The organism is Pectobacterium punjabense, assembly GCF_012427845.1.
GTDB classification, from domain to species: Bacteria; Pseudomonadota; Gammaproteobacteria; order Enterobacterales; family Enterobacteriaceae; genus Pectobacterium; species Pectobacterium punjabense.
Genome location: NZ_CP038498.1, coordinates 3,479,693 through 3,491,923, shown reverse-complemented (window position 1 = coordinate 3,491,923; position 12,231 = coordinate 3,479,693). Strand labels below are relative to the sequence as shown.

Here is a 12,231-nt window from a genome sequence, read left to right as displayed (position 1 = left end):
TACAACTTGTATACTAATGAAGCTATTGTTATCGAGATGATTTTATTGTGTTAATTGGTGATCATTTTATTGGCGAGGATGCCAGTCTTAATTCAGCTAATTGAGAACAAATTTGCTGTGCTGCCAATAGCAACCGAGGGCCGCTGCGGCTAAACCAGTCTTCATTGACGGTAATCACCGGGACTGCGAGCTGTGGCTGCCAAAATGCCTGAACGCTGGCAATTTTATCTGGTGTACCACTGACAATAATGGCCTGTGGTTGCCGCCTTAATACCTGTTCACGACTGACCTGCGGCCAAGGCACGGGGCTGTCGGCAAAGATATTTTCTGCGCCACATAGTGAAACGATCTGGCTTTGCAGCGTCGCTTCCGAAGAGGTAAACAGCGGTTGAGTGCCGAATTGAATGAATACCCGCAACGGATCGGTGTGTGTCGCCTTATGCTTCTCACCCGCGCGCTGTAACTTGCCTATTTGCTGCTGAAAATTTACCGCAGCCCGTTCGGCTTGCTCAGGGGCGCGGCTATAGGTTGCCAACTGTCGCAATGACATCGGGATATCGTCCAGCGTTTTCGCATCCAGATAAACGATGGGAATCGAGAAGTTGGCGAGCTGTTCCAGCGGGCGCTGTGGGTTGCCCTCGCGCCAGGCTAGAATCAGGTCGGGCTTGAGTGCGAGGATGCGCTCCAAATTGATGCCCTGCCAGGAGGCGACCTGTTCCAGTTTTTTCGCTTCCGGCGGGTAATCTGACCAGGCGCTGACCGCAACCAGCTGTTCGCCCATGCCTGCCGCGTAGGCCATCTCGGTTGCGTGTGGTGCGAGACTGATGACACGCTGGGGAATAGCATAAGCGGTGCTGCAAAGCAGCAGCCCGATCAGCCAGCAAAGGAGCCTGAAGGTCATCGATTAGCGAGCAGCTAACTTGGCCAGAATCACTTCTACCATTCGCGTTGATTGCTGTGCGGCAACGCTCAGGAACTCATCAAAACTCAGGTGTGAGGCTTTATCGGCCACATCAGAAATCGCGCGAACCACCACAAACGGGACGGCAAACTGATGGCAGACATGGGCGATCGCGGTGGCTTCCATTTCCACGGCAATGGCCTGCGGGAAGGTGGTGCGGATGCGGGCTAATGGCTCTGCGCCGTTAATGAAGGCATCGCCGCTGACAACCAGGCCGCGCACGGCATTCAGCTGTAAATCGGTAATCGCTTCCTGCGCCAGTGCGATGAGTTTTTCATCAGCAGGGAAAGCGGCAGGGCAGCCCGCCATCTGGCCGGGTTCATAGCCAAAGGCCGTGACGTCAGCATCGTGGTAACGCACTTCATCAGAAACGACGATATCGCCGACATTCAGTGTGGGTGCCAGCCCGCCTGCTGAACCGGTGTTAATCACCACGTCCGGCTTGCTGTGTTCCAGCAGCAGCGTGGTGCCGAGTGCAGCGGAGACTTTCCCAATACCGGATTTCAGCAGTGCGACGTCTACGCCGTTGATGTGTCCGGTGTAGATTTCGCAACCCGCACGCTGAAAGGTTTGACGGTTTTCAATCCGATCGCGCAGCAGCGTTACTTCTTGTTCCATCGCACCGATAATACCGACTTTCATAAGGTTCCCCGCAAATTCTGTTATAAATGGAAGGCGTGTAGCTGGGGTTAGTCTATCATGGCTAGCGGGATGAGATGGAGTGTGCATTATTTTGCTGTAGCGGGATGACGGGGAGAAGCGTATGTCTGGTATCGATTTCGCCAAAAAAATGAGCTTTCAGCGCCATTTCAGCCGGCCTAAAACGGCTGAGGATGAATATACGATTGTGCGCCAGTTTGAGAGCGATCGGGGTCGTATTATTAACTCCGCTGCCATCCGCCGCTTACAGCAAAAAACCCAGGTCTTTCCGCTGGAACGTAACGCAGCCGTCCGTTCCCGCTTAACCCATTCGATGGAAGTGCAGCAGGTTGGTCGCTACATCGCAAAAGAGATTTTGCACCGCCTGCAAACTGATGGCCGACTGGCATCGCTCGGGCTGGCCGACAGACAAACGCCGTTTGAAAGCCTGGTTGAAATGGCATGCCTGATGCACGACATCGGCAATCCGCCTTTTGGTCATTTTGGTGAATCCGCGATTAACCAATGGTTCAGAAAATTGCTGGATAGCCATTATCTGGACAGTGAATCTCCGGAACGTGTCGATGACTGTAACGTGTCTGTGCTGCGGATGCAGCAGGATGGGCTGGACGAATTGCGTGGGCAGATCCGTCAGGATCTAAGCCACTTTGAAGGTAACGCACAGGCGATCCGGCTGGTACACACATTGCTGAAGCTCAACCTGACCTACGGGCAGGTAGCCTGTATTTTGAAATATACCCGTCCCGCGTATTGGCACGGCGAGCTGCCAGCGGATTACCACTATTTGATGAAGAAGCCGGGCTACTATCTGGCAGAAGAAGCGTTTGTCGCCAAACTGCGTGAAGAGCTGGATATGGGGGAGTTTCATCGCCATCCGCTGAGCTACATTATGGAAGCGGCCGATGACGTTTCCTACTGTATCGCGGATCTGGAAGATGCCGTTGAGAAAGAGATTCTCACGATTGAAGAACTGTACGATCTGTTGCGTGAAAATTGGGGAGAAGGAACGGAGAAAGACATTTTCGCCAAAACGATTGAACATGCCTACAAAGAGCGTGAGCGTTTAAAATGGCGCAGTCACGACGACCAGTTCTTTATGAATCTTCGCGTTAATACCGTGCAGCAGATGGTGCCCCATGCCGCGAAGCGTTTTATCGATAACCTGCCAGAAGTCTATGCCGGATCGTTTAATCAGGCGTTGCTTGAGGACGACAGCCCGCAGAACCGCCTGCTCGGCATTTTCAAACACGTCGCTTTAAAGCACGTTTTTAATCATCATGAGGTTGAACAACTGGAGCTACAGGGGGATCGCGTGATTCGCGGCCTGCTGGATATTTATAGCCCGCTGCTTGAGATGCCCTATCAGGATTTCAGTCAGCTCGTTCGTGAGGATACACACAAGCGTTATCCGATTGAAACGCGGCTTTACCACAAGCTATCCAGAAAGTATTGCTTAGCCTATTGTGAAGCCGTTGCCGAGTTGGAAGGCTTACCCGAAAGCGAGCAAATTGTCCGTGAGTATTACTATCGAGCCCGTCTGATTCAGGATTACATCAGCGGTATGACAGATTTGTACGCCTACGACGAATACCGCAAACTGATGGCGGCAGATTAGCGATGAACAGACGGCAATGGAAATCGCGAGTTTTGTAAAGCCGTTCAATATTTCCTTACGCTTCACGATCTTCCCCTCGGGAACCTTGTTGGTCCATATTTATCTCATACAGCACGACCACTGAGTGTACCCGGTGTCGGGTACACGGGCCGTAAGACTCGCGTGTTGATTACTATGAGATAGACTCCTATGAAAAAAAAATCACTGGTCCTGAGTGCGTTGGCGTTAAGTCTGGCGATGGCGATGGGTTCAACTACGGCGAATGCGGCTGAGTCAGCGGCATCTGCTGCGTCATCGGGTCAATTACCCAGCCTGGCTCCTATGCTGGAAAAGGTTATGCCTTCCGTCGTGAGTATCTACGTGGAAGGACATACCACCGATCAGGGGAGAGAGAATAATGTAGGCAAAGAAAATATTCCGCCGCAGCTTCAGCCATTTTTTGGTGAAAACTCGCCTTTCTGTCAGGAAGGATCGCCGTTCCAGTCATCGCCGATGTGTCAGGGAGAGGGTGACGATGACGACGGTCAACCGCAACCAAAACAGGAAAACTTCCAGGCGTTGGGCGCGGGCGTCGTGATTAATGCGGAAAAAGGCTATGTGGTGACCAACAGCCATGTGGTGGATAACGCCGATAAGATTCAGATTCGACTCAGCGACGGTCGCAAGTATGACGGTAAAGTGTTAGGTAAAGACCCGCGTTCAGATATCGCGCTGGTACAGTTGAAAGACTTTAAAAACCTGACGGCGATTCAGGTTGCGGACTCCGATCAGTTACGAGTTGGTGATTACACGGTCGCGATTGGTAATCCATATGGTCTGGGAGAAACGGCGACATCAGGTATTGTGTCCGCGCTGGGGCGCAGCGGCTTGAATATTGAAAATTACGAGAACTTTATTCAGACCGATGCGGCGATCAACCGTGGGAATTCTGGCGGTGCGCTGGTGAACCTGAATGGTGAGCTGATTGGGCTGAATACCGCGATCCTTGCCCCAGGTGGCGGTAATATCGGGATTGGCTTCGCTATTCCTAGCAATATGGTGAAAAGTGTCGTCGCACAGATTGTCGAATTTGGTGAAGTGAAACGCGGCGAGCTGGGCATTACCGGAACGGAATTGAATTCCGAGCTGGCACAGGCGATGAAAGTGGATGCGCAGCGCGGCGCGTTTGTGAGTCAAGTGCGGCCGAAATCGGCGGCAGATGTGGCGGGCATCAAGGCTGGTGATGTGATCGTTACGCTGAATGGTAAAGCGGTTAGCAGCTTCTCCGCATTGCGTGCTCAGGTTGGTTCGTTGCCGGTGGGCAGCAAAGTGGCGCTTGGGCTGCTGCGTGAAGGTAAACCGCTGACCGTCGAGGTGACGCTGCAACAAAGTAATCAGGCTCAGGTAGCTTCCGGTAATCTCTATTCCGGTATTGAAGGTGCGGAGCTGAGCAATACTCAGGTGGATGGCGAAAAAGGCGTTAAAGTAGATAACGTCAAACCCGGTTCTGCTGCGGCTAAAATCGGTCTGAAGAAGGACGACATCATTCTCGGTGTTAACCAGCAGGCAGTACAGAATATTGGTGAACTGCGTAAAATTCTGGACAGCAAACCGGCGGTATTAGCCTTGAATGTACGACGCGGCGACAGTTCGATTTATCTGCTGGCTCAGTAATTGAGTTGTACAACGTGTAATAAAGTAATTGCCTTTTAAGACAAGGTATTACGGTGATTGTCTGGCTGGGCACTTCGGTGCCCAGCGATTTCTCGTTTCTCCATGAAAGCGCTTTTGTGAGTTCTCCCACAGATTTAACCTAATTCCCGTTTCTTTGTTAATTTGCACAATGTGTGGCGCATCGCGTGGCGGTATGCTGGTGCAATTGTCAATGTTCCTCTCAGAGGTAAAAATGGCGTCGTATCATCTCAATGCCAAGATGGCACAGGATATTGTCGCGCGAACCATGCAGATCATTGATAGCAATATCAACGTGATGGATGCTCGCGGTAAAATTATCGGCAGTGGCGATCAGGAACGATTGGGGGAATTGCACGAAGGGGCGCTGTTGGCGCTCTCGCAGGGACGGGTTGTTGATATTGATGAGGCCGTGGCGCGCCACCTGCACGGCGTGCGTCCGGGTATTAATTTACCCTTGCGTATTGATGGTGAGATCGTTGGCGTTATCGGCTTGACGGGAAATCCCAGCCAGCTGCGACAATATGGCGAGCTCGTCTGCATGACAGCGGAAATGATGCTGGAACAGGCGAGGCTGCTGCATATGCTGGCGCAGGATAGTCGTCTGCGTGAAGAACTGGTGTTGAACCTGATCCGTACCGACGACCTGTCTCCCGCGCTCATGGAATGGGCGCAGCGTTTAGGCATCGATCTGAATAAACCTCGCGTCGCCGCGGTGATCGAAGTGGACAGTGGGCAACTTGGCGTAGACTCGGCAATGGCAGAGCTACAGCAGTTACAGACGCTGTTGACCACGCCGGAGCGTGACAATCTGATCGCGATTGTTTCTCTAACGGAAATGGTGGTGCTAAAACCGGCGCTGAACAGCCATGGGCGCTGGGATGCGGAAGAGCATCGGCGTCGCGTAGACACGTTGATGTCGCGTATGGCGGAAAGTAGTCGGCTGCGGGTGCGGCTGGCGCTAGGGAACTATTTTTCCGGCCCCGGCAGTATCGCGCGTTCTTACCGTACGGCGCGCACGACCATGAGCGTCGGGAAGCAGCGTATGCCCGCCCAACGCTGTTATTACTATCAAGATCTGATGTTGCCTGTGCTGTTGGATAGCCTGCGCGGCGGCTGGCAGGCAAACGAGCTGGTGCGTCCGCTCTCGAAGCTTAAGGCAATGGACGGTAATGGTCTGCTGCGCCGAACGCTGGGAGCCTGGTTTCGCAACAACGTTCAACCCGGCGCGACGGCGAAAGCACTGTTTATCCACCGTAATACGCTGGAATACCGTCTTAATCGTATCTCTGAACTCACGGGATTAGATCTGGGGAATTTTGACGACCGTCTGCTGCTCTACGTTGCTTTACAGCTGGATGAAGAAGAGTAGGACAGAAAGACACCCGCCTTTACTTAAACCGACCTTCCGCCATATATACCTGATGCCGCACGGCATCAGGTATATTTCCGACGCGGTCTTAGAAGGTGTCAGCGGCAACAAAATTGCTTAGACTGAAAACTATGACATAACCATTAACAATATAACGCGATAGCATAAATTATCGCGAAACAATATTTTTGCCCCTTCCTTATATCCACTATTGTCACTTCCATGTTGTCAGCCTGACATACCCGTCATATTTCAAGCTGCATGTGCGTTGGTAATACTCGGCTCAGTTTGAGCCTCGCCCTCGCGGGCCGCCGCAAGCGGCGTTCAAATCGGCTAGCCGATTTGTCCTCGCTTACCCCAGTCACTTACTGATGTAAGCTCCTGGGGGCGTAGTGTCGCCGCCTTCTTGCCGCTCGAATTATTTAGGGTATCGCCGTACAAAAGGCGTCAGTCGGCCACATTCATCTAAATACTTTCAAGCATTAAGGTTAGGGAGTGATAAGAATGTCAATACGTCGTCTGGGGTTATCTGTTGCTACGGCAGCACTGTTGTTTTCCGGTGTGGCCTCGGCGGCTACCGAATTATTAAACGTGTCCTACGATCCGACGCGTGAGCTGTATCAGCAATACAATGCGGCGTTTATTAAGCATTGGAAAGCGACCACGGGTGAAGATATCACCATCAAAAACTCGCACGGTGGCTCTGGAAAACAGGCGCGTTCGGTTATTGACGGTTTGCAGGCCGACGTGGTGACGCTGGCGCTGGCCGGTGATATTGATGCGCTCAACCTGAATCAACCGCTAATCGATCCTAAATGGCAGGCGCGTCTGCCTGACAACAGCACCCCTTATACTTCCACTATCGTTTTCCTGGTGCGCAAAGGTAATCCGAAGCAAATCAAAGACTGGAACGATCTGGTGAAACCGGGCGTTGAAGTGATCACGCCAAACCCGAAAACCTCCGGTGGCGCACGTTGGAACTTCCTGGCTGCATGGGCCTATGCCAAGGCGCAGCCAGGCGGCAATGATGAAACCGCACTGAAATTTGTCACAGAGCTGTATCGCCATGCTCCTGTACTGGATACCGGTGCACGTGGTGCGACCATCAGTTTTGTACAGCGTCAGTTGGGCGATGTATTGCTGGCATGGGAAAACGAAGCTTATCTCTCTCTGAAAGAGCAGGGCGGCGATCAGCTTGAAATCGTCACTCCGTCTCTGTCGATTCTGGCTGAACCGCCAGTTGCCGTCGTCGATAAAGTGGTTGAACGTAAAGGGACCCAGAAACAAGCTGAGGCTTATCTGCAATACCTCTATAGCGATGAAGCACAGCGTATTATTGGCAAAAACTTCTACCGTCCACGTAACGCCAAGATTGCCGAAGAGTTCAAAGATCAGTTTGCACCAGTGAGTTTGGTCACGATTGATAAGGATTTCGGTGGTTGGACATCAGCACAGGATAAATTCTTTAACGATGGTGGCGTGTTCGACAAAATCTTTAAAGAGATCAATAAGTAATTTTTAACGTCTGACGGATCAAGGCCGCTATTACCGTAGCGGCTTTTTTCAGGTTAAAAAGGGCAGGGAAACTGCCGCCTGAAACGTTTTGTCAGGTAGCGCGTGTCGGCAAGCAGTTGTTGGCTGAGTAGTGAGTATGAAAATTAAAGGCACGGTATGTCACAGCGTTCTTCCTCAGTGATTCCCGGTTTCGGGCTAACGTTAGGGTTTAGCCTGAGCTATTTAGGATTAATAGTTCTTATTCCGTTGGCTGCGATGTTTTTGTATGCCAGCCAACTAACGTTCGGCCAGTTTTGGGATTTGATCACCAGCCGCCAGGTCTTGTTTTCCCTGCGGCTTTCGTTTGGCACTGCACTGGCTGCGGCTTTTATTAACGGTATTCTCGGGACGCTGCTGGCGTGGGTGCTCGTGCGTTATACCTTTCCTGGCCGTAAGGTGATCGATGCCATGATCGACATGCCTTTCGCGCTGCCAACCGCCGTAGCGGGGATTGCACTGACGGCATTGTATGCACCGAATGGCCTGATTGGTTCTCTGTTTCCGTTCAAGATTGCCTATACCGGTATTGGTATCACGCTGGCGCTTATTTTCGTCACGCTGCCTTTCGTGGTCAGAACGCTACAGCCGGTGTTGGCCGATATTCCTAAAGAAGTGGAAGAGGCCGCAGCCTGTCTTGGTGCGCGACCGCTTCAGGTTTTCCGCCATGTATTACTTCCTGCGTTGTTACCGGCGTGGCTGACGGGTTTTGCTTTAGCCTTTGCCCGCGGTGTGGGGGAATATGGTTCAGTGGTGTTTATTGCGGGAAATATTCCGTTTAAAACCGAGATCCTGCCGTTGCTGATCGTCTCTAAGCTCGATCAGTATGACTACAAGGGAGCAACCGGGATCGGGGTATTCATGCTGCTGGTCTCTTTCATCATGCTGCTGCTGATTAACGTGTTGCAGCGCCGCATTCAACCGAAACTGTAAGGGCTGGTCGTCATGGAACAGGTTATTTCCTCTCAGGCCAGCGCAGCTAAAAGAAAAAAACAGCCCGCAGCCTATTACATTCTGGTCTCACTGGCGTGGGTCGTCTTTTTCCTGATTTTGGTTCTGCCGTTGATGATGGTGGTGACTCAGGGGCTGGATAAAGGCGTTGGCGCATTTTGGGACGCGATTAGCGAGCCGGATGCGATCTCTGCGCTTAAGCTGACGTTACTCGCAACCGTCATTTCTGTGCCGTTAAACGTCGTGTTTGGGCTGGCGACGGCGTGGTGTGTGACGAAATTCGAATTTCGTGGTAAGAGCTTCCTGCTGGCGCTGATCGACTTGCCCTTTTCTGTTTCCCCTGTTGTTGCCGGGCTGGTGTATGTGCTGCTGTTTGGGGCGCAAAGCAAAATCTATCCTTTCCTGCTCGAACACGATCTGCAAATTGTTTACGCCGTGCCGGGTATTGTACTGGCGACGATTTTTGTCACATTACCTTATGTTGCCCGTGAACTGATTCCGCTGATGGAAGAACAAGGGTCGCAGGAAGAAGAAGCGGCGCGACTGCTGGGGGCGAACGGCTGGCAAATGTTCTGGCACATCACGCTGCCAAACGTGAAGTGGGCGCTAATCTACGGTGTGGTGCTGTGTACCGCACGTGCTATGGGGGAGTTTGGCGCCGTTTCCGTCATTTCCGGCCATATTCGTGGCCTGACTAATACACTGCCGCTGCATATCGAAATTCTTTATAACGAGTACAACATCGTTGCTGCCTTCAGCGTGGCGATTCTGCTGCTGCTGATGTCGCTGGTGGTGCTGTTACTGCGCCAATGGAGTGAAGGTCGGTTGACGAAGCAAATACAGAAACAACAGGAGTTGGCCAAAAATGAGCATTGAGATTCGCAATATTAATAAACAATTTGGCCAGTTTCGGGCGCTGAACGAGATTAATTTATCGATCCACAGCGGTGAACTGGTGGCGCTGCTGGGGCCATCTGGCTGTGGTAAGACGACGCTGCTGCGTATCATCGCCGGGCTGGAACAGCCGGATAGCGGCAGTATCATTTTCCACGGTCAGGACGTGTCCGTCCACGATGTGCGTAAACGTAACGTCGGGTTTGTCTTCCAGCACTATGCGCTGTTTCGCCACATGACGGTGTTCGATAATGTCGCGTTTGGGCTGCGAATGAAGCCGAAGAATATCCGCCTGTCGAAAAGCGAGATCGAAAAGAAAGTGCATGAATTGCTGAATTTGGTGCAGTTGGACTGGCTGGGGGATCGCTATCCTGAACAGCTTTCCGGCGGCCAGCGTCAGCGTATTGCGCTGGCACGTGCATTGATCGTCGAACCGAGCATTTTGCTGCTGGATGAACCTTTTGGCGCGCTGGATGCCAAGGTGCGTAAAGAGTTGCGTCGCTGGCTATCTCAGCTGCATGAAGATATCGATCTGACATCGGTATTTGTAACGCACGATCAGGAAGAGGCGATGGAAGTCGCTGACCGTATCGTGCTGATGAACAAAGGCGTGATTGAACAAATCGGTACACCGGCAGAGGTGTATAACAATCCAGCCAGCGAGTTTGTTTATCATTTCCTTGGCGACAGTAATCGGTTGAAAGTCGCGCAAACGGAAGAAACCATTCTGTTCCGTCCGCATGAAGTGTCGTTGTCCGTTCAGGCACAAGATGGCTATCAGGCGGTGACCGTACGCGATATTCGTCCGCTGGGCGCTTTGACTCGTCTGTCGTTGAAATTGGGTGAGCAGTCTGAGCTGATTGAAGCCGAAGTTGCAAAAGACGATGTGAGCCTGGAAGGGTTGCAGAAAGGCGATGTGATTCAGTTCAAGCCCAAGCGCTATAATCACGATTGGGAAATCTGATTTGTATGTTGCAGACAACAAAAAACCCGCAAATTTGCGGGTTTTTTGTTTTTGCTATTAATGCTTGTGGCTGCAAGAATTAACGATAAGCAGGGTTAGAGGCGACAGAGTAACGACCGCTGCCAACCAGCATGATGATAATGCCAGCAAAGAAATAGAGCGCTTCGACTTCCAGTGCCCATGCACCGACTTCGGTTAGGGTGAAGAATTTACCGGTACCCACCATCAGCGTAGCGACAACCAGCGTCAACGCAGCAATCAGGCCAGAAATACGGGTAAACACGCCCAGAATAATCAGAATTGGCGCAACGACTTCGCCTACGTAGACGCCGTAAGCGATAAAACCTGGCAGGCCAGCGCCTTGCAGCATCTGTACAATCCAACCCACACCGTGCTCAATTTTTGCTACGCCGTGAAACAGCAGCAGAATACCCACGGTTAAACGCAGTAAAAGTTTACCTGCATCGGGATGATCGGTTAAACGCGTGAACCACTGATTCAACTGAGAAATCATACTAGACAACCTCATGAGTTAGCGAAAAGTGCTATTGGAGATAAGGCGGCAGTGTCGTCGATTTAGCGCCTGAATAGAAAACAAATAAATTTGATATTTTCTGTCAAAAAATTAGGTGAAGCGTGTCAACACGAAAAGCATAGCACTGCAATTGTGGTGGTCTAATGATGGATGAGAATAACGCAATAACACTATGTTATGAGAAGATCCGGTGACCTGAACGGTGGAAGGGCAGGGGATAGCCTGTATATACCCGTCATACTTCAAGTTGCATGTGCGTTGGCTGCGTTCAGTCACCCGAATCACTTACCTGAGTAAGCTCATCGGGATTCCTTCTCTTGCCGCCTTCCTGAAACTCGAATTATTTAGGGTATAAAGGGGATATTTTTGATGGGAAGCGCGGTTGGGGCTTATCACGGTTGCGGTAGGCCCCTTTTCATAATATGCCTATGCTTCGCCAAGCAGCACCTTTTTCGCAGCGCTGAGAAAGTCATCTGATAAGGCATCGCCAGCCGTTGCACGAGCCAGCGTCAGCGCGCCGGATAGCAGTGCGAATTGCGCCAGAGCATGCAGCCTGCGCTGTTCTTTATCTTCTATCGTAGAGAGGGCTTCCAGCCTGTCCAGCATGGCTCTGACGCCGCTGAGATAAACCTCGCGTACCGGCTTATCTTCACCTTCTCTGGCGACATCGCTGGCTAATGCGGTGATTGCGCAGCCATTTTTAGCGCTGTCACGGTGGTCGGGGGAAAGATAGTGTTCGACCATCGTTTGTAGATCATGTTGATCGGCGTGCTGGCTTATTTCCTGCCAGCGCGCATGGGAATCCTCAAGCGCTTTTCGGCTGGCGATGGCAGCGAGCTCATCTTTTGAGGCAAAATGACCATAAAAGCCGCCGTGGGTTAACCCGGCCGCAGCCATCAAATCGTTCACGCTGACGCCATTCAGGCCCCGTTCGCGAAAGAGCTGTGAAGAAACCTGGATAATTTCCTCTCGGTTACGCTCCATCTGCTGTTTTGATACACGGGCCATGTTGTTCTCCTTTCTTTGTCAGGCATCATCTTAGAGTATGAAAAAATCA

The 12,231-nt window shown here is 51.7% G+C and carries 11 protein-coding genes; 7 read left to right on the top strand and 4 right to left on the bottom strand.

Annotated features, from left to right (window positions below; translation table 11 throughout):
• Window positions 1–61: 61 nt before the first annotated feature.
• Both btuF and mtnN read right to left on the bottom strand, forming a co-directional pair.
• Window positions 62–901, bottom strand: a complete 840-nt coding sequence (gene btuF / locus E2566_RS15845) for a vitamin B12 ABC transporter substrate-binding protein BtuF (protein ID WP_107168734.1) — start codon at window positions 899–901, stop codon at window positions 62–64.
• A gap of 3 nt (window positions 902–904) precedes the next feature.
• A complete protein-coding gene (mtnN, locus tag E2566_RS15840) occupies window positions 905–1,603 on the bottom strand; it encodes a 5'-methylthioadenosine/S-adenosylhomocysteine nucleosidase (RefSeq protein ID WP_107168733.1) in 699 nt (232 codons plus the stop codon).
• Between the two features lie 121 nt (window positions 1,604–1,724).
• Here mtnN and dgt point away from each other — a divergent pair, with 121 nt between their 5' ends.
• From dgt to E2566_RS15805, 7 genes are all read left to right on the top strand, one after another.
• Window positions 1,725–3,236: a dGTPase gene (gene dgt, locus E2566_RS15835; protein WP_107168732.1), complete on the top strand. Its 1,512-nt coding sequence runs from the start codon at window positions 1,725–1,727 to the stop codon at window positions 3,234–3,236.
• A gap of 189 nt (window positions 3,237–3,425) precedes the next feature.
• The gene (gene degP, locus E2566_RS15830) at window positions 3,426–4,889 is read left to right on the top strand and encodes a serine endoprotease DegP (protein ID WP_107168731.1); all 1,464 of its coding nucleotides are present in this window, start codon (window positions 3,426–3,428) and stop codon (window positions 4,887–4,889) included.
• A 232-nt stretch (window positions 4,890–5,121) separates the two neighbouring features.
• Entirely contained in the window at window positions 5,122–6,279 is a 1,158-nt protein-coding gene (locus E2566_RS15825; RefSeq protein ID WP_107168730.1) for a CdaR family transcriptional regulator, read from the top strand.
• A 510-nt stretch (window positions 6,280–6,789) separates the two neighbouring features.
• The gene (locus E2566_RS15820) at window positions 6,790–7,794 is read left to right on the top strand and encodes a sulfate ABC transporter substrate-binding protein (RefSeq protein WP_370642206.1); all 1,005 of its coding nucleotides are present in this window, start codon (window positions 6,790–6,792) and stop codon (window positions 7,792–7,794) included.
• A 156-nt stretch (window positions 7,795–7,950) separates the two neighbouring features.
• Window positions 7,951–8,763, top strand: coding sequence for a sulfate ABC transporter permease subunit CysT (cysT, locus tag E2566_RS15815; RefSeq protein WP_107168728.1), 813 nt, complete (start codon window positions 7,951–7,953; stop codon window positions 8,761–8,763).
• Window positions 8,764–8,775: 12 nt separating this feature from the next.
• Entirely contained in the window at window positions 8,776–9,657 is an 882-nt protein-coding gene (gene cysW / locus E2566_RS15810) for a sulfate ABC transporter permease subunit CysW (RefSeq protein WP_107168727.1), read from the top strand.
• A complete protein-coding gene (locus E2566_RS15805; RefSeq protein WP_107168726.1) occupies window positions 9,647–10,639 on the top strand; it encodes a sulfate/molybdate ABC transporter ATP-binding protein in 993 nt (330 codons plus the stop codon). The genes cysW and E2566_RS15805 overlap by 11 nt, the downstream gene beginning before the upstream one ends.
• Before the next feature lie 79 nt (window positions 10,640–10,718).
• Here the strand turns inward: E2566_RS15805 and E2566_RS15800 are convergent, their stop codons facing one another.
• On the bottom strand, window positions 10,719–11,153 hold the full coding sequence (locus E2566_RS15800) for a DoxX family protein (RefSeq protein ID WP_039352393.1): 435 nt from the start codon (window positions 11,151–11,153) through the stop codon (window positions 10,719–10,721).
• A gap of 447 nt (window positions 11,154–11,600) precedes the next feature.
• Window positions 11,601–12,182, bottom strand: coding sequence for a TetR/AcrR family transcriptional regulator (locus E2566_RS15795; protein WP_107170786.1), 582 nt, complete (start codon window positions 12,180–12,182; stop codon window positions 11,601–11,603).
• Window positions 12,183–12,231 lie beyond the last annotated feature (49 nt).

What these genes read in the sequence shown, in the direction of transcription:
- btuF (WP_107168734.1), bottom strand. Translation starts at nt 901, where the DNA reads ATGACCTTCAGGCTCCTTTGCTGGCTGATCGGGCTGCTGCTTTGCAGC.
- mtnN (WP_107168733.1), bottom strand. Translation starts at nt 1,603, where the DNA reads ATGAAAGTCGGTATTATCGGTGCGATGGAACAAGAAGTAACGCTGCTG.
- dgt (WP_107168732.1), top strand. Translation starts at nt 1,725, where the DNA reads ATGTCTGGTATCGATTTCGCCAAAAAAATGAGCTTTCAGCGCCATTTC.
- degP (WP_107168731.1), top strand. Translation starts at nt 3,426, where the DNA reads ATGAAAAAAAAATCACTGGTCCTGAGTGCGTTGGCGTTAAGTCTGGCG.
- E2566_RS15825 (WP_107168730.1), top strand. Translation starts at nt 5,122, where the DNA reads ATGGCGTCGTATCATCTCAATGCCAAGATGGCACAGGATATTGTCGCG.
- cysT (WP_107168728.1), top strand. Translation starts at nt 7,951, where the DNA reads ATGTCACAGCGTTCTTCCTCAGTGATTCCCGGTTTCGGGCTAACGTTA.
- cysW (WP_107168727.1), top strand. Translation starts at nt 8,776, where the DNA reads ATGGAACAGGTTATTTCCTCTCAGGCCAGCGCAGCTAAAAGAAAAAAA.
- E2566_RS15805 (WP_107168726.1), top strand. Translation starts at nt 9,647, where the DNA reads ATGAGCATTGAGATTCGCAATATTAATAAACAATTTGGCCAGTTTCGG.
- E2566_RS15800 (WP_039352393.1), bottom strand. Translation starts at nt 11,153, where the DNA reads ATGATTTCTCAGTTGAATCAGTGGTTCACGCGTTTAACCGATCATCCC.
- E2566_RS15795 (WP_107170786.1), bottom strand. Translation starts at nt 12,182, where the DNA reads ATGGCCCGTGTATCAAAACAGCAGATGGAGCGTAACCGAGAGGAAATT.